We start from the raw sequence: 17,394 nt of genomic DNA, 5'->3' as shown, positions 1-17,394 counted from the left end.
ATCGTTTTCGAGTAATTAATATATTAGACAATAACTGCCTCAGCGTTAAAATTCTTACACATTTTAAAATTAAGTTTTACAGCACCCCGTATTAAGGACTTACAGTGAAAACCTCCCGGCGGATTTCCGCTGCACCAGCCAGTGATTCAGTTAACGACGACGAGTTAAATCCCGAAACCCCTGTCGCCCGCTCCGGTCTTAAAACCCCTTTTATCAAACGTGGTACACCGCAATTTATCCGCGTCACGCTGGCATTGTTTTCAGCCGGTCTGGCGACCTTTGCGTTGTTGTATTGCGTTCAGCCGATCCTGCCGGTGCTGTCGCATGATTTTGGTGTTTCACCGGCGACCAGCAGTTTGTCGCTGTCGTTATCTACCGGTTTAATGGCGATTGGCCTGCTGTTCACCGGGCCGGTATCTGACGCCGTCGGGCGAAAATCGGTGATGGTGGTGGCGTTACTGCTTGCCGCCGGTTGCACACTGGTGTGTTCGTTTATGCAAAGCTGGGATGGCATTCTGATTATGCGCGCCCTGATCGGCCTGTCGCTGAGCGGCGTGGCGGCGGTGGCGATGACCTATCTCAGCGAAGAAATTCACCCCAGCGTGGTGGCTTTCTCAATGGGCTTGTACATCAGCGGCAACTCCATCGGCGGAATGAGTGGCCGTCTGGTCAGCGGGGTCCTGACCGATTTCTTCTCATGGCGTATCGCCGTGGCCGTGGTGGGCTTCTTCGCCCTCGCGGCGGCGATCATGTTCTGGCGCATCCTGCCGCCGTCTAAGCATTTTCGTGCCAGTTCGCTGAAACCACGCAAACTGCTGATTAACTTCAAACTGCACTGGCGCGACAGCGGTTTACCGTTACTTTTCGCCGAAGGTTTCCTGCTGATGGGCAGTTTCGTCACCATGTTTAACTACATCGGTTACCGCCTGCTGTCATCACCTTACAACCTGAGTCAGGCGATTGTCGGGATCCTCTCCATCGTCTATCTGATGGGTACTTACAGTTCGCCGAAAGCCGGTGTGCTGACCGGTGTATATGGCCGCGGGCCGGTGCTGATCGGCGCGACGGCGCTGATGCTACTGGGGATTGTGATCACCGCCTTCTCACCGGTCTGGCTGATTTTCATCGGTATGATCCTGGTCACCGGCGGTTTCTTCGCCGCCCACTCCGTCGCCAGCGGCTGGATCGGCCGTCGTGCGCGTCGTGCGAAAGGTCAGGCCTCGTCTTTATATCTGTTCAGCTACTACGCGGGATCGAGCGTCGCCGGGACATTAGGCGGCTTCTTCTGGCACGCGTACGGATGGTACGGGATCACCGGGTTTATCAGTCTGATGCTGATTGCCGGCGTGGGCGTCGGGGTCCGGTTGATGCGGCTTTCTGAGGCAAAAGCCGCTTAATGGGGTGTCAACTTTTAATAGACCAGAACACAAAGGGTGTTAGCCCTTAAAACCCCCTCCCAACCTCCCCCTTCGCAGGGGGAGGAGCAAATGAGAAAACTCCTCCACCTGCTCAACGGTGCAAAAAGGACAGGATTTGTTACGCCCCTGTGCAGGAAATGTTCTGAGATGTCGCACGGGATGAATTGACGCACACCGGTGCAAATGATAATTGTTATCATGTAAATTCATCCGGTAAGGCAGGCAGGTATGACAGCGAACACAGAGACTTCCACAGCGGCATCCTGCTGCATTGTCGGCGGCGGTCCCGCAGGATTAATGCTGGGGTATCTTCTGGCGCGTCAGGGGATTGACGTCACGGTTCTGGAAAAACATCGCGATTTTTTGCGCGATTTTCGCGGTGACACCATTCATCCTTCGACGCTGGACATCATCTGGCAACTGGGTTTTCTCGATGAGTTTCTCGCCCTGCCACATCAGCGCGCAGAGAAGCTTTACGGCGAAATCAACGGCAAGGAAACCACGCTGGCGGATTTCAGCCACCTGCCGACGCAGTGTAAATTTATCGCTTTTATGCCGCAGTGGGATTTCCTCAATTTTATCGCCAGCAAAGCCGCGCAACTGCCGAACTTCCGTCTGATCCATAACGCGCAGGTGCTGTCGTTACTGGAGAATACCGGTCAGGTTTCAGGCGTTGTGGCAGACGTAAACGGCGAAACGCGGCATTTTGACGCCGATTTAGTGGTGGGTTGTGACGGGCGTAATTCGGTCGTACGCGAACAGGCCGGGATGGAAATCCGCCGTTATGGCGCACCGCGCGACGTGCTGTGGCTGAAAATCAACAAACGCCCGGACGATCCGCAGTGGTCGATGGGGCATCGCGGGCCGAAGAAAAACTTCATCATGATCGACCGCGGCGATTACTGGCAGTGCGGTTATTCGATCCCGAAAGACAGCCTGGATACGCTTAAAGCACAGGGCATCGCGCCCTTTCTCGACCTCCTGGCGGAAGTGTCACCCTTCGAACGCGCACGGCTTGAGGAAGACATCACCGGCTGGGACGATGTGCGCCTGCTGGTGATCCGTATCGACCGCCTGAAAGAATGGGCGAAACCGGGATTGCTGTGCATCGGCGACGCGGCCCATGCGATGTCACCGATTGGCGGCGTCGGCGTGAATCTGGCGATTCAGGATGCAGTGGCGACGGCGAATATCATTACTGAGCCGCTGAAAGCCGGACGCCTGACGCTGCGACACTTAAAACGTATCCAGCGCCGCCGGACGTTCCCGACCTGGGCCACGCAGGCGTTACAGATTATGATCAGTAAGGCAGGACAGAAGAAGCGCACCCGACCGCCATCCCGTATGGAATTGTGGCTGCGCGGGCGGAAATTCATTCCGTTTTTGTTCGGCCGTCTGATTGGGGTCGGGTTTTATCGGGAAATCCCGAAGCTTTGATTTTTCAGGCAAACAGAATGATGTGCACGGTCAACTCCCTCCCCTGCGAAGGGGAGGGTTGGGGTGGGGTATTAAAGCGAAATCAATAAGTTGAAGTTTGCTCAAACGCGGTGTTATCCCGTAAAACCCCCTCGCCGCCTCCCCCTTCGCAGGGGGAGGCGCCGCACCGGATCCTCCTCTGAACAGGCATCACATATTTTAATATTCCCCCGCCTTTCATCACCCATAATTGATAAGTGTCATAACGCCCGCACCGTTATTTCGGCAAAGTGCCCGCCTTTCACTTGGATCCAAATTTAATCTCGGGGAATACAATAATGCTGGAATTACTGATCGGACTGGTGGTCGCCGTGTTTGTCGGGCGCTACATCATCAAAGGCTACTCGCCCACCGGCGTACTGATGGTCGGCGGCTTATTATTACTGATTATCAGCGCAATAATGGGTCACAGCATCCTGCCGGAAGGCACCAAAAGCACTGGCTGGAATGCGACGGATATCGTGGAGTACGTCAAAATTCTGCTGATGAGTCGCGGTGGTGATCTCGGCATGATGATCATGATGTTGTGCGGATTTGCCGCCTATATGACCCACATCGGTGCCAATGATGTCGTCGTGAAGCTGGCGTCGCGGCCGTTGCAGATGATCAACTCACCGTACATTCTGATGGTCGCGGCCTATATTCTGGCCTGCCTGATGTCACTGGCGGTATCGTCGGCAACCGGTCTGGGTGTGCTGCTGATGGCGACACTGTTCCCGATCATGGTCAACGTCGGCATCAGCCGGGGGGCGGCGGCGGCGATTTGTGCTTCCCCTGCGGCGATCATTCTTTCCCCGACTTCCGGCGATGTGGTGCTGGCCGCGCAGGCGGCGAACATGCCGCTGGTGGATTTCGCCTTCAAAGTCACCCTGCCGATTTCCATTGCGGCCATTGTGGCGATGGCGGTCGCGCACTTCTTCTGGCAACGCTATCTGGATAAACGCGATACCACCGCGCTCGCGGACGCCGTCGATTCCAACGCAGATGATGTGATTGAAACCAATGCGCCCGCTTTCTACGCCATTTTGCCGTTCACGCCGATAATTGGTGTGCTGATTTTTGACGGCAAATGGGGGCCGAATCTGCATATCATCACCATTCTGGTGATTTGTATGTTGCTCACCGCCATTATTGAAACCGTGCGTAACCGTAACGGCAAAGCCGTGTTTGCCGGGCTGGACGTCGCCTATCGCGGCATGGCGGATGCGTTCGCCAACGTGGTGATGCTGCTGGTGGCGGCTGGCGTATTCGCCCAGGGTTTAAGCACTGTCGGCTTCATCAGCAGCCTGATCGGACTGGCACAAAACTTTGGCTCCGGCAGCATTGTGATGATGCTGGTACTGGTGGTGATCACCGTGCTGGCTGCGATGACCACCGGCTCCGGCAATGCTTCGTTTTACGCCTTCGTTGAACTGATCCCGAAACTGGCCACAAAAATGGGCATCAACCCGGAATATCTGGTCATTCCGATGTTGCAGGCCTCCAACCTCGGACGCACTATCTCCCCGGTTTCCGGCGTCGTTGTCGCCGTGGCCGGTATGGCAAAAATCTCGCCATTCGAAGTGGTTAAGCGCACCTCCGTGCCGGTACTGGTCGGTCTGATTGTAGTGATCGCCGCCACCGAAATTCTGGTGCCGGTGCACTGAAAACCTTACTATTTAAATCCCCTTCCTGAACGAAGGGGATCATTGATCACATAAATACGATAACGAGAATGTCTCTCACAGGTTAAGCTACTGCGCCTTGAAGGTCGGGGAAGTGTCCCTGTGCTGATTTGATGGCGAAACCAGCGTGAGAAAAGCTTTTATGTCGAATAATCCGGGCTATAAACGTATTGGCGGGTGGTTACTGGCCCCGATGGCGTATCTGATTGTAACGCTGCTGAGCGTGGTATTAATGCTGTTTCTGTTTTCAATGGCCTTATTTATGCCGGAATCGCGTGAATACTTAATCACCAATTCGCAGGCGTTTACCCTGCAATGGTATTTTTCAGTGGTGACCACGCTGGCGATGGGGTTATTTACCGTCGCGGTTTTGTGGCAATTTTGTAAGCGCGCACGCGTCTTACCCAAAATGTTTATTATCTGGTTGTTGTGCACGGTGCTTCTGGCGGTAAAAGCCTTTGCATTCTCGCCAGTTACCGATGATTTGGCCGTACGTAACTTATTGTTACCTTTATTGGCCGCCGCCGTCTTTGTGCCTTATTTCAAACGCTCACTGCGGGTAAAAGAAACCTTCACGGAATAACCCTGAGGTTTTTAATGTTTATTATGTCCGGGCAATTGTCATGACCTCTTATTTATTACTTTTTGTCGGCACCGTGCTGGTGAATAACTTTGTGCTGGTCAAATTTCTTGGCCTGTGCCCGTTTATGGGCGTCTCCAAGAAACTTGAATCCGCCATTGGCATGGGGCTGGCGACCACGTTCGTGATCACCCTGTCGAATATCTGCTCGTGGATCGTGAATACCTTCATTCTGATGCCACTGGGGCTGGTCTACCTGCGCACTATGGCGTTTATCCTGGTGATCGCGGTCGTCGTACAGTTCACAGAAATGGTGGTGCGCAAAACCAGTCCGTCACTGTATCGCCTGCTGGGTATCTTCCTGCCGCTGATCACAACTAACTGCGCCGTGCTCGGCGTGGCGCTGCTGAACATCAACCAGCAGTTCAACTTTATGCAATCCGCGCTGTACGGTTTTGCCGCGTCGCTGGGCTTCTCACTGGTGATGGTGCTGTTTGCCGCTATTCGTGAACGTCTGGTGGTCGCTGATGTGCCTGCGCCGTTTAAAGGATCGTCGATTGCGCTGGTCACGGCTGGCCTGATGTCATTAGCCTTTATGGGCTTCACAGGTCTGGTGAAATTCTGATGTTTGAATTATGGGTAGCGATTGGCGCGCTGACCGCACTGGCGCTGGTGTTTGGACTGCTGCTGGGGTACGCCTCGCGTCGTTTTGCCGTGGAAGGCAACCCGGTTGTCGATCAGATTGACGATATCCTGCCGCAAAGCCAGTGCGCACAGTGCGGCTATCCCGGCTGCAAACCTTACGCCGAAGCGGTCGCCAATGGCGACAACATCAACAAATGTGTGCCGGGCGGCGAAGCCGTCATGCTTAAGCTGGCCACCCTGCTGAACGTTGAACCTCAGCCGATGGGCGAAGACGCCGCTGCGGCCGTTCCGGTGCGTAAAGTGGCGTATATCGACGAAAGCAACTGCATCGGCTGCACCAAATGCATTCAGGCCTGTCCGGTGGATGCCATTGTCGGTGCCACCCGCGCCGTACACACCGTGATCACCGATTTATGTACCGGCTGCGATCTCTGCATCGCGCCTTGCCCGACGGACTGCATCGAAATGCTGCCGGTCAAAACCACCACCGCAAACTGGAAGTGGGATTTGCAATCCATTCCGGTTCAGATCATCCATGCGGAGTAACATGTTCAATCTGTTTGCCGCGTTCAAAAAAGACAAAATCTGGGACTTCGACGGCGGTATTCATCCGCCTGAAATGAAGACTCAGTCGAGCCACGTTCCGCTGCGCAACGTGCCGCTGCCTGAGCGTTTTATCATCCCTCTTCAGCAACACCTCGGCCCTGAGGGCGAGCTGTGTGTGAAAGCCGGTGACCGCGTGTTGAAAGGTCAGCCGCTGACCACCGGTCGCGGCCGCACCGTGCCGGTTCACGCCCCGACGTCCGGCGTGATCACCGCCATCGAGCCGCACATCACCGCGCACCCTTCCGGCCTGAAAGAACTGTGCGTGTTGATTGCCGCCGACGGTCAGGACACCTGGTGCGAGCGTGAATTCGTGGCCGATTACCGCAAGCTTTCAGCCGATGAGCTGAATCAGCGTATCAGTCAGGCGGGGATCGCCGGGCTGGGCGGTGCCGGTTTCCCGACCGCCAGCAAACTGGCCGGCGGCCTGACGTCTACCCGCACGCTGATCCTCAATGCTGCCGAATGTGAACCTTACATCACCGCCGATGACCGGCTGATGCAGGAAAACGCTGCGGAGATCCTGCAGGGCACGCGCATTCTGTGCCATATGTTGCATCCGGAACGCGTGCTGATCGGCATCGAAGATAACAAACCGGAAGCCATCGCCGCGTTTAAAACGGCCATTAAGGCGGAGATCACTGACGGCGTGCGGATTGAAGTGCGGGTGATCCCCACCAAATACCCGTCCGGCGGTGCCAAACAGCTGACCAAAATCCTCACCGGTCTCGAAGTGCCGAAAGGCCACCACTCGTCCGCCATTGGCGTGCTGATGCAAAACGTCGGCACGGTCTACGCCATCAAACGCGCGATCATTGACGGCGAGCCGCTGATCGAGCGCGTGGTCACGCTGACCGGCGAAGCCATGGCGAAACCGGGCAACGTCTGGGCGCGTCTCGGTACGCCGATTGAACACCTGATGCAGGAAGGCCAGTTGCAGCCGCAGGGCGACAAAAAGATGGTGATCATGGGCGGTCCGCTGATGGGCTTTACCCTGCCGTCGCTCAATGTCCCTGTGGTCAAAATTTCCAACTGCCTGCTGGCTCCGTCGGAATCCGAGCTGGGACAACAGGAGCAGGAAGAAGCCTGTATCCGTTGCAGCCTGTGCGCCGAATCCTGCCCGGCCGGTTTACTGCCGCAGCAACTTTACTGGTTCAGTAAAGGCGAAGAACACGAGAAAGCGCGTAAGCATAATCTGTTCGACTGTATCGAATGCGGTGCCTGCGCGTATGTCTGCCCGAGCAATATTCCGCTGGTGCAGTATTACCGGCAGGAAAAGGCCGAAATCCGCGCCATCGATGCAGAGACCGCCCGCGCTACCGAAGCCAAAGCGCGCTTCGAAGCCAAACAGGCGCGCATGGAGCGCGAGAAATTAGCGCGCGAAGAGAAACATCAGAAAGCCGCCGTGAAACTGGACGACGTCCCGGCAGAACAAACGCCGGTCACGGAAACCGTGGCAGAAAAACCGGCTGAAGCTGATCCGCGTAAAGCCGCGCTGGCCGCAGCTATTGCCCGTGCCAAAGCGAAAAAAGCCGCCGCAGAACAGGAAATTCCGGTGGCCTCCGAGCCGGTGCGTGAAACGCCGCCTTCCGCAGAAGATGACCGCAAAGCCGCCGTCGCCGCCGCCATTGCGCGTGTGAAAGCCAAAAAAGCCGGTAACAACGGCGTTGTGGTCGAAGCGAAAGAAAGCGAACTGGCCGTTGCCGCGCCCGCTTCTGCTGAGGATGACCGCAAAGCGGCTGTCGCGGCCGCGATTGCCCGCGTCAAAGCCAAAAAAGCGGCCGCCGCGCAGACGGCGAATGCACAGGAAAACGTGACAGCGTCACCTGCAGAACCTTCCGCAGACGACAAACGCAAGGCCGCCGTGGCTGCCGCCATCGCCCGTGCCAAAGCCAAAAAAGCCGCCGCGCAGAGTGAGGCGCAGGAAGCAGACGCCGAAGAAACAGAACCAAAACAACAAGAAAGCGATCCACGCAAAGCCGCCGTGGCTGCTGCGATCGCACGAGTTAAGGCCCGTAAAGCCGCTCAGACAATGTCGAACGAGGAATAGATGGCCTTCAGGATCGCAAGTTCACCTTTTACGCATAACCGCCAGAACACCAGCACCATCATGATGATGGTGATCCTGGCCTGTATTCCCGGCCTGATCGCTCAGGTGTGGTTTTTCGGTTACGGCACGCTGGTTCAGCTGACGCTGGCTATCGTGATTGCACTGCTGGCAGAAGGCGCGGTATTACAGCTGCGCAAACTGCCGGTGAAAAAACGTCTCGGCGATAACAGCGCCCTGCTGACCGCCGTGCTGTTGGGCATCAGCCTGCCGCCGCTGGGGCCGTGGTGGATGGTGGTGCTCGGCACGATTTTCGCCATCATCATCGCCAAACAACTTTACGGCGGGCTTGGTCAGAATCCGTTTAACCCGGCCATGGTAGGCTATGTGGTGCTGCTGATTTCGTTCCCGGTACAGATGACCACCTGGCTGCCGCCGGACGCCCTGCAACATCATCATGTCGGATTCACCGACACGCTGCTGACCATTTTCACCGGCCATAACAGTCAGGATCTGACCGCCTATCAGCTGAACATGAACGTTGATGGCGTGACGCAGGCGACACCGCTGGATGCGTTTAAAACCGGGCTGCGTTCCGGTCATACCGCCGATCAGATCCTCGGGACGCCGCTGTTCAGCGGGACGCTCGCCGGGCTGGGCTGGCAGTGGATCAACCTCGGTTTTCTGGCCGGCGGGCTGTTCCTGATGTGGCGAAAAATCATCAGCTGGCACATTCCGGTTGCCATGCTGGGTATGCTGGCAGTCTGTGCCGGTATCGCGTGGGGTCTGGCCCCTGAACACTATTCATCACCACTCGTCGGGCTGTTCTCCGGCGCGACCATGCTCGGCGCGTTCTTTATCGCCACCGATCCGGTGACGGCGTCCACCACGCCAAAAGGCCGCCTGATTTTCGGCGCGCTGATTGGTTTGCTGGTCTGGCTGATCCGCAGTTACGGCGGCTATCCGGATGGCATCGCCTTCGCGGTTTTACTGGCCAATATCACCGTGCCATTGATTGATCACTACACGCAACCACGCGTCTACGGGCATCGCTGAGGAAGAAATATGTTAGCTACAATGCGACGCCACGGCCTGATCCTGGCTTTCTTTGGCGCACTGATGACCGGCATGACCGCGCTGGTGAACCTGATGACCAAGCCGACCATTGAACATCAGGCGTTGTTACAGCAGAAATCGCTGTTTGATGAGGTGATCCCGGCTGGCGTGTACGATAACGACATGCAGAATGAATGTTACAACGTCACCGATGAATCACTCGGCACCGCCACCCCGCACCGCCTGTATCTGGCACGTAAAAACGGTCAGCCGGTGGCGGCTGTGGTGGAAACCACCGCGCCTGACGGCTATTCCGGCGCGATCCAGTTGCTGGTAGCTGCCGATTTTCACGGCAAAGTGTACGGCTCCCGCGTGCTGGAACAGCATGAAACGCCGGGGCTGGGTGACAAAATTGAAGTGCGCATCTCTGACTGGATCAAGCATTTTGCCAATCAGACCGTCAACGGCGCCAGCGATGAACGCTGGGCGGTGAAGAAAGATGGCGGTATGTTTGATCAGTTTACCGGTGCGACCATTACACCGCGCGCTGTCGTTCGCTCCGTCAAACGCACGGCGCTGTTTATCGGGACGGTACCGTCTCAGCTTTCCCACCTCACCCCTTGTGGAGCACGTGATGAGTGAAGCCAGAAAGATAATCGTTCAGGGTCTGTGGACCAATAACTCCTCGCTGGTGCAGTTGCTGGGGCTTTGCCCGCTGCTGGCCGTGACGTCCACCGCCACCAACGCCCTCGGTTTAGGGCTGGCGACCACGCTGGTGCTGACCTGTACCAACGCCATGATTTCCGCATTCCGTAAGTGGATCCCGGATGAAATCCGTATCCCGATTTACGTACTGATTATCGCCTCGGTAGTGAGTACCGTGCAGATGCTGATCAACGCCTATGCCTTCGGTTTGTATCAGGCGCTGGGGATTTTTATCCCGCTGATCGTCACCAACTGTATTGTGGTCGGACGCGCCGAAGCCTGTGCCGCCAGCAGCCCGATCCATCTGGCGGCCCTTGACGGCGCGATGACCGGTCTGGGCGCAACCTGCGCAATGTTTGTGCTCGGCTCAATGCGTGAAATTCTCGGCAGCGGCGTGCTGTTTAACGGTGCTGACCTGCTGCTCGGCAGCTGGGCGAAAGTGCTGCGCGTCGAAGTGCTGCATCTGGATAACCCGTTCCTGCTGGCGATGTTGCCGCCGGGCGCATTTATCGGCCTCGGCCTGTTGCTGGCGGGCAAATATCTTATCGATCAGCGCATGAAAGCGCGTAAGGCCGCGCAGCTTGTTGCGGCTGAAGAAAGTCTGCCAAAGGGAAGTGTTCATGAATAAGGAAAAGCGCATCGAAATCCTCAGCCGTTTACGGGATAACAACCCGCATCCGACCACTGAACTGGTGTACACCACCCCGTTCGAATTGCTGATTTCGGTATTGCTTTCCGCGCAGGCCACGGACGTCAGCGTTAACAAGGCGACAGCAAAGCTGTATCCGGTCGCCAATACCCCTGAATCGGTTCTGGCGCTGGGTGTGGATGGCGTAAAGGAATACATCAAGACCATCGGCCTGTTTAATGCCAAGGCCGAGAATGTGATCAAAACCTGTCGGATTTTGCTGGAAAAACATCAGGGTGAAGTGCCGGAAGATCGCGCCGCGCTGGAAGCCTTACCGGGCGTAGGCCGTAAAACGGCCAATGTGGTGCTCAACACCGCGTTTGGCTGGCCGACCATCGCTGTGGATACGCATATTTTCCGCGTCTGTAACCGCACGAAGTTCGCGCCGGGTAAAACTGTCGATGACGTCGAAGAGAAATTACTGAAAGTGGTGCCGGGCGAGTTCAAACTGGACTGCCATCACTGGCTGATCCTGCATGGCCGCTATACCTGTATTGCGCGCAAGCCGCGCTGCGGGTCGTGTCTGATCGAGGATTTGTGTGAGAGCAAAGAGAAGGTTTATGCGGAATGAAAGGGATTCCCTTTGGATCCCTTTTAAATAGCTATAAATGACTTTACATAGAATTGAGTAAGTTTCGGTTTTTCAATAACGGTTATCACATGGCGAGGTCAGGATGGCTCGGTGTGCTCCCTCCCCTGCGAAGGGGAGGGTTGGGGTGGGGTATTAAAGAAAAATCAAAAAGTTAAAGTATGCTTTGACCAGGTGTTAGCCCTTAAAACCCCCTCCCAACCTCCCCCTTCGCAGGGGGAGGAGAAAGTCAAAATCAGATAAATGATTTCGCCTGTTTCAGCACCACATCACAGGCTTTGGTTTTCACCTTTTCTTTCACCTGCGTCAGCCCGCTTCCCAGATTGTTCAGATCCACACTCTGATCTTTACCGGTCTTCAGTAGACCACCCAGACCCTGCTGATAATCCTGACTTTCTGCACCGGAGGCACTCTGGATCCCCAGTTTATTCAGCAACTGATCTTTTACGTTTTCCGTGCTGGCTTTGGAAAGCACATTGTTCTTCACGCAGTATTGCAATACGCCCGCCGCGTTAGAGGCACTGGTCGAGGTCAGTGCGCTGTCACCGCCGCTGAGCAGCGAGGTCAGGGAAGACGTGGTGCCGGTTGAACCGGATTTGCTGCTGCCGTTCAGTCCGTCGCTGGCAGCCTGCTGCAGTTGTCCGAGAAGATTATTTGAGGCCTGCGCGCCTGCTGACAGGAATAAACCGGCGGAGGCGAGGGTCAGGACAACGGCTTGTAATGCTTTCATGCTTAACTTCCTTCAATCACATAAGTATTGCGCTAAAGCTTGAGCTTAAATATTCACGACATCAATAGGAATTGCGGAGATAAACCGGCGGTAAAGCCTTATTTGATGGCCGTTTTGGGCAACGGCTGTTCTGCTAACCAGACCCCGGCGGCGGTGAAGAAATGCTGCGCCAGCGGCGTTGCCCTGCCCGGTTCAGCGACCACCAGCGCGGCGTGGCGGCTCATGGGGGTGATATCCAGCGGACAACGTTTCAGCGCCGGATGCATGTCATCAATCAGATGACCGCGCGGTACCAGTGCGCAACCGATGCCGACATAAACGCCCTGCATCAGCTGAAAGATCGAGGTACTTTCCAGCCGCGGATGCAACTCCAGCCCGGCCTGACGGAAGAAATTATCCAGATAACGGCGGAAATAGCGGCTCGGCTCAGACAAACACAGCGGCAGCGCGGCAGCCTGTTCTGCCGTGATCAGCGCGATATCCTGCAACTGCGGAAAATGATCCGGGTGATACACCACATCCACCCCGCCGTCATCGAGCGGCACCAGCTGGAAACGCAGCTCGTTGAGTGTCGAAAACTCAAAGAAACCGATACCGACATCCACCGAGTGGCTGCTCAGCGCTTCAATCAGCTGATCGGCGCTGACTTCCGCCACGCGATAATCCAGCCCCGGATGGGCCGCGCTGACCGCTTTGATCAGTTGCGCCAGCGAGACGCTGCACTGCGGCATCACGCCGATACGCAGCGTGCCGCTCATGCCCTGTTTCAGCGATTCAACTTCCAGCTTCAGGCCTTCGTATACCGCGACGATTTCGCGCGCCCAGCTCAGCACCCGCAGGCCCTCGGCGGTAAAACCTTCAAAGTTATTACCGCGATTGATCAGATTCAGATCGAGTTCTTTTTCGAGGTTTTTGAGACGCATCGACAGCGTCGGCTGGCTGACAAAGCTGGCTTCCGCCGCCCTGCCAAAATGCCGCTCGCGTTCGAGATTACAGAGGTAAATGAGTTGTTTGATATCCAATTTATTGTCTGTTTCAGCCCTGAGTTATGCCTGATTGATTGGATTTTATTATAAGCCATCGTGATGTATATGACGCAGCGGATTAAACCCTGAAAGGGAATCCTGACGCTGTTCGCGGGCGCGACGTGCCAGTGCATAGGCCGGATCACCGTTAAAACCGTGGAATCCGCCCGGATAAATGCTGAATTCAACCGGTACACCGGCGCGGATCAAGCGGCGGGCATACTCAATATTTTCATCCAGGAAAAGGTCCACGGACCCGACGCCAATCCAGGCCGGTGGTAATCCGCTGAGATTTTCGGCGCGCGCCGCCGCGGCATAGCAGGAAACATCCGCTAAACCGGCGTCATGCCCCAGATAGGCCTGCCAGCCGAAGCGGTTGTCGTCGCGCGTCCAGGCGAATTCGCCGGTTGAAGGATTCGGATCCTTGTCCGTCACGGTGCGGTCATCGAGCATCGGGTACATCAGGTTCTGAAATGCCAGTGCCGGACCGCCACGATCGCGGGTCAGCAAGGCCAGTGACGCGGCCAGTCCGGCTCCGGCGCTGTCACCCATCACGCCGATATGCGCAGGATCGATACCCAGTTCCTCTGCCTGCGCGGTCATCCACAACAACGCGGCATAGCAGTCTTCCAGCGGGCCGGGAAACGGGGTTTCAGGCGCGAGGCGGTAATCGACGGAGACAATCACGCAGTCATGTTGCGCCGCCGTCGGACGGGTCAGCGGCATCGACTGTTCCGGGCTGCCCAGCACATAACCGCCGCCATGAATATGCAGGATCCCCATCCGGCCCTGGCGTGTGGATTGCGGGGAAATCACCACCACCCGCACAGGCGGCGCGCCTTCGCTGCCGGAAATAAACTGGCTGCTGACGGTCAGCGCCAGCCCGTCGTCCTGTAATACACTTTCCAGCGCCGCCGCCTGCCGCTGCGCGCGCATGGCCGGCAGGACGGACGCCTCAAGCACACGTTCGGGCATCAGAGACAGTAACGGGCGCAGTTCGGGATCGACAAGGTGGGCAGTTTTCATCACGGGTTCCTGTTAAGAATGTCATCCCGTCATTTATAGCCTCTTGCCGCGATTTTAAAAAGTCTGAATCGTTATGGCTTATGACTGATTACGTTCAGATTTTCACGAGGTTAAACCGATAAAAGCGTGCACGCCCATGTATATCCCGACCAGCCCGATCAGCACGCTGGAGAAATACGGTGCCCTGCGCGCCAGCGTGTTTAAACCGCTCCAGCGTTTCGTGGCCTGGCGGACACTCACGGCAGCGGCTACGCCCACGGTCACCAGCGTCAGCGCCAGCCCGAGACTGAAACACACCACCATCGTGGCCCCGAGCGCCAGTTGTTTGAGCTGGATACAGATCAGCAGCACGGTAATGGCTGCCGGACACGGGATCAACCCGCCGGTCAGGCCGAAAAACACAATCTGCCCGTTGGTCACTTCCGTGCTGGCAAAACGCCGCTGAATATCGCTGGCGTGCGCCAGTTCATGCGCATCCTGATATTCCTGTGGCGACAGACTGATGCGCGTCATGCTGCGCAAATTACTCAGCCCCTGCGGCTGAACGTGGCGCTGTACATTGGTGTGCGTCTGAGCAGGCCCGTGATGATGATCATGTTCGTGGTGATGGGCATGATCACCATGATGTCCGTGCGCTTGCTCCCTTTTCCATAACTGCTCCCCGCGAAACGTGCGCCAGAACATCCACATGGCGGTACCGAGGATAATCACTGCGGAGACCAGTTGCAGCCACGGCTCAACCGCTTCGGCAGTGAAGCGGTTGCTGAGAACCATGCCGCCGAAAGCGATAATCCAGACAATCGCCGTATGCGAAACCGTGGCAGCCAGACCGAGCAGAACGGCCTGCCGCACGGTGCCTTTAATCGCGATGATAAAAGCCGCCATCATCGTTTTCGAATGTCCCGGCTCAAGTCCGTGCAATATTCCCAGTAAGATGGCGCCGGGCATGTACAGCCACGCGTTTCCCTGCTGCAAAAGTGTAGAAAAGTCATTCATGGTGTTAATTCCCGATCCCCGGTAAAGTTGGCATCGGGGATTGTACTCCCCCCCAGTATTAAATACACCCCCCCAGTATCCGCAAAATGCTATGATCGGGTCATCATCGGTGTCATGGAGGAAGTGATATGTCGCATACCATTCGCGATAAACAGAAGCTGAAAGCCCGTACCAGTAAGATTCAGGGGCAGGTGGCGGCATTACATAAAATGCTGGATGAGCCTCATGAATGCGCGGCGGTTCTGCAACAAATTGCCGCTATCCGTGGCGCGGTGAACGGGCTGATGCGGGAAGTGATCAAAGGGCATCTGACTGAACATATTGTTCATGAAGACGACGTGGTGAAGCGGGAAGCGGATCTTGACGTGGTTCTCAGTGTATTAAACACCTATGTGAAGTAAATTCTGCGCAGCAAAAAGGGGCCGAAGCCCCTTCTGTTACGGCATGCTGAACCTTACTTTTTGACCTGTTTGGTGGCAAAACCTTTGTTCAGTTTGCGCCAGTAGACCAGCCAGGTGATCAGCGCGCAGACCACGTAAAACACCAGGAACACTTTCATGGCACCTGCCGGAGAGCCGGTCATCGCCAGTGATGTCCCGAAGGCTTTAGGGATAAAGAACCCGCCGATCGCGCCGATTGAAGAAATAAAACCGAGCGCCGCCGCCGTATCGGTCACCGCTTCACGCAAGGCTTCATCATCCGTTGCACCACGGGCTTTTGCCTGATCGGTGGTCAGTTTACGGAAGATCACCGCAATCATCTGGTAAGTGGAACCACTGCCCAGACCGGCCGTCAGGAACAACACCATGAATACCGCAAAGAATGCCGGGAAATTACCGCCCGCGCCGTTCACCGGCAGCGTCAGGAACAACAGCCCCGCGAACACCGCCATCACAATGTAGTTCACCAGCGTCACACGAATACCGCCCAGACGGTCAGACAGCATGCCGCCCGCAGAACGCGCCAGTGCGCCGAAGAACGGACCGAAGAAGGCGAATTGAAGAATATTGACATCTGGGAACTGGGTTTTGGTCAGCATGGCAAAACCGGCGGAGAAACCGATAAAGGAACCAAAGGTCGCCAGATACAACACGCTCATGATCCACAGATGGCCGCGTTTCAGTACCGGCAACTGCTGACGGATAGAGGCTTTGGATGACGCCAGATCGTTCATGCCGAACCAGGCGGCGATGGTGCCGATGATCAGGAACGGTACCCAGATCCACGCGGCATTTTGCAGCCACATATCCGCACCGTTGGCCAGCGTTTGTTTATCGCTGAAAGCCGCAAACACGCCGAGTGAAATCACCAGCGGCGCGACCAGCTGCATCACGCTCACGCCCAGATTACCGAGGCCACCGTTGATACCCAGTGCGCCGCCCTGCTTCGCTTTCGGGAAGAAGAAGCTGATGTTAGACATGCTGGAGGCAAAGTTAGCGCCACCAAAACCGCACAACAGCGCGATGATCAGGAAGACGTTATAGGACGTTGTGGTGTCCTGCACCGCAAAGCCCAGCCAGGCGCACGGCAGCACCAGAAACACGGTGCTGATGGCGGTCCAGCGGCGGCCGCCAAACAGCGGGATCATGAAGGAGTAAGGCACACGCAACAGCGCGCCGGACACCGACGGGATCGCCGTCAGCATAAATAACTGATCGGTCGTGAAGTTAAAGCCGACTTTGTTGAGGTTGACGGAAACCAGGCTGAACAGCATCCAGACGCAGAAACCCAGTAACAGGCAGGGTACGGAAATCCACAGGTTGCGGCTGGCGATTTTATGCCCGGTTTTTTCCCAAAACTGCGGATCTTCCGGTCGCCAGTCCTGTAGCAGACGGGACGGTTTTTCCGCAGGTGTAGCTGATGTATGTGACATGTGTACCTCGGGTGGTAGCGCATTGTTGTTGTAATGATTCAGTTATGCCGCACACACTAGGTAGAGCACCGCTTCGGGATGTTGATGCAAATCAACGCAATGGCGGGTCAAAATCACCGTGAAATTGCCCTCAAATCCTTTGTGAGTATTCTGCGCCCTGCTTATAAAGTGCTAATATTCAGAAAGTTGATAGAAATATAACCCTTCCCTGTTTGCAGTTATCCTTCCACTGGAAATAAAGGAGTAATCACAAAGGGGTATAGGGAAACGCCT

At 56.1% G+C, this 17,394-nt stretch carries 17 protein-coding genes; 12 read left to right on the top strand and 5 right to left on the bottom strand.

The genetic code is table 11. The features are described from left to right. The first annotated feature begins 104 nt into the window (after nucleotides 1-104). The 11 genes from J9880_RS17970 (at nucleotide 105) to nth (ending at nucleotide 11,453) form a co-directional block, all read left to right on the top strand. Nucleotides 105-1,397, top strand: coding sequence for an MFS transporter (locus J9880_RS17970; RefSeq protein ID WP_195817152.1), 1,293 nt, complete (start codon nucleotides 105-107; stop codon nucleotides 1,395-1,397). Nucleotides 1,398-1,646: 249 nt separating this feature from the next. Continuing rightward, nucleotides 1,647-2,855: an FAD-dependent oxidoreductase gene (locus J9880_RS17965; protein ID WP_095922113.1), complete on the top strand. Its 1,209-nt coding sequence runs from the start codon at nucleotides 1,647-1,649 to the stop codon at nucleotides 2,853-2,855. Nucleotides 2,856-3,172: 317 nt separating this feature from the next. Continuing rightward, nucleotides 3,173-4,540 carry an anaerobic C4-dicarboxylate transporter DcuC gene (gene dcuC, locus J9880_RS17960; RefSeq protein ID WP_232769708.1) on the top strand — a complete coding sequence of 456 codons (1,368 nt, stop codon included), beginning with the start codon at nucleotides 3,173-3,175 and terminating at the stop codon, nucleotides 4,538-4,540. A gap of 160 nt (nucleotides 4,541-4,700) precedes the next feature. Beyond that, nucleotides 4,701-5,141 carry a DUF2569 domain-containing protein gene (locus J9880_RS17955; protein ID WP_131694220.1) on the top strand — a complete coding sequence of 147 codons (441 nt, stop codon included), beginning with the start codon at nucleotides 4,701-4,703 and terminating at the stop codon, nucleotides 5,139-5,141. A 40-nt stretch (nucleotides 5,142-5,181) separates the two neighbouring features. Continuing rightward, a complete protein-coding gene (rsxA, locus tag J9880_RS17950; RefSeq protein WP_095922116.1) occupies nucleotides 5,182-5,763 on the top strand; it encodes an electron transport complex subunit RsxA in 582 nt (193 codons plus the stop codon). Beyond that, on the top strand, nucleotides 5,763-6,329 hold the full coding sequence (gene rsxB / locus J9880_RS17945; protein ID WP_195817153.1) for an electron transport complex subunit RsxB: 567 nt from the start codon (nucleotides 5,763-5,765) through the stop codon (nucleotides 6,327-6,329). Before rsxA ends, rsxB begins: the two co-directional genes overlap by 1 nt. Nucleotide 6,330: 1 nt before the next feature. After that, nucleotides 6,331-8,436: an electron transport complex subunit RsxC gene (gene rsxC / locus J9880_RS17940; protein WP_195817154.1), complete on the top strand. Its 2,106-nt coding sequence runs from the start codon at nucleotides 6,331-6,333 to the stop codon at nucleotides 8,434-8,436. Continuing rightward, nucleotides 8,437-9,489: an electron transport complex subunit RsxD gene (rsxD, locus tag J9880_RS17935; protein WP_119826157.1), complete on the top strand. Its 1,053-nt coding sequence runs from the start codon at nucleotides 8,437-8,439 to the stop codon at nucleotides 9,487-9,489. Nucleotides 9,490-9,498: 9 nt separating this feature from the next. After that, the gene (gene rsxG / locus J9880_RS17930) at nucleotides 9,499-10,131 is read left to right on the top strand and encodes an electron transport complex subunit RsxG (RefSeq protein WP_232769707.1); all 633 of its coding nucleotides are present in this window, start codon (nucleotides 9,499-9,501) and stop codon (nucleotides 10,129-10,131) included. Next, nucleotides 10,124-10,822, top strand: coding sequence for an electron transport complex subunit E (locus tag J9880_RS17925; RefSeq protein WP_095922120.1), 699 nt, complete (start codon nucleotides 10,124-10,126; stop codon nucleotides 10,820-10,822). The genes rsxG and J9880_RS17925 overlap by 8 nt, the downstream gene beginning before the upstream one ends. Next, nucleotides 10,815-11,453: an endonuclease III gene (gene nth / locus J9880_RS17920; protein ID WP_119826161.1), complete on the top strand. Its 639-nt coding sequence runs from the start codon at nucleotides 10,815-10,817 to the stop codon at nucleotides 11,451-11,453. The genes J9880_RS17925 and nth overlap by 8 nt, the downstream gene beginning before the upstream one ends. A gap of 253 nt (nucleotides 11,454-11,706) precedes the next feature. On the opposite strand, the gene J9880_RS17915 is transcribed toward nth, so the two are convergent. The 4 genes from J9880_RS17915 to J9880_RS17900 form a co-directional block, all read right to left on the bottom strand. Next, complete coding sequence (locus J9880_RS17915; protein WP_095922122.1) at nucleotides 11,707-12,201, bottom strand: DUF2501 domain-containing protein; 495 nt, start codon at nucleotides 12,199-12,201, stop codon at nucleotides 11,707-11,709. A 98-nt stretch (nucleotides 12,202-12,299) separates the two neighbouring features. Continuing rightward, nucleotides 12,300-13,223 carry a LysR family transcriptional regulator gene (locus tag J9880_RS17910; protein WP_131694217.1) on the bottom strand — a complete coding sequence of 308 codons (924 nt, stop codon included), beginning with the start codon at nucleotides 13,221-13,223 and terminating at the stop codon, nucleotides 12,300-12,302. Nucleotides 13,224-13,271: 48 nt separating this feature from the next. Further along, nucleotides 13,272-14,252, bottom strand: a complete 981-nt coding sequence (locus J9880_RS17905) for an alpha/beta hydrolase (protein ID WP_133824030.1) — start codon at nucleotides 14,250-14,252, stop codon at nucleotides 13,272-13,274. 102 nt (nucleotides 14,253-14,354) lie between these two features. Further along, nucleotides 14,355-15,248, bottom strand: coding sequence for a nickel/cobalt efflux protein RcnA (locus J9880_RS17900; protein ID WP_232769706.1), 894 nt, complete (start codon nucleotides 15,246-15,248; stop codon nucleotides 14,355-14,357). Between the two features lie 128 nt (nucleotides 15,249-15,376). Here J9880_RS17900 and rcnR point away from each other — a divergent pair, with 128 nt between their 5' ends. Further along, nucleotides 15,377-15,649: a Ni(II)/Co(II)-binding transcriptional repressor RcnR gene (gene rcnR / locus J9880_RS17895; protein ID WP_095922126.1), complete on the top strand. Its 273-nt coding sequence runs from the start codon at nucleotides 15,377-15,379 to the stop codon at nucleotides 15,647-15,649. A 53-nt stretch (nucleotides 15,650-15,702) separates the two neighbouring features. Here rcnR and J9880_RS17890 read toward each other — a convergent pair whose 3' ends face one another. Continuing rightward, entirely contained in the window at nucleotides 15,703-17,121 is a 1,419-nt protein-coding gene (locus J9880_RS17890) for a NarK family nitrate/nitrite MFS transporter (protein ID WP_232769705.1), read from the bottom strand. Between the last annotated feature and the right edge of the window lie 273 nt (nucleotides 17,122-17,394).

This window comes from Rahnella victoriana (genome assembly GCF_021276285.1).
Lineage (GTDB): Bacteria > Pseudomonadota > Gammaproteobacteria > Enterobacterales > Enterobacteriaceae > Rahnella > Rahnella victoriana.
The sequence above is the reverse complement of the archived record's forward strand: the minus strand, read 5'-3'. Positions and strand labels throughout refer to the sequence as shown.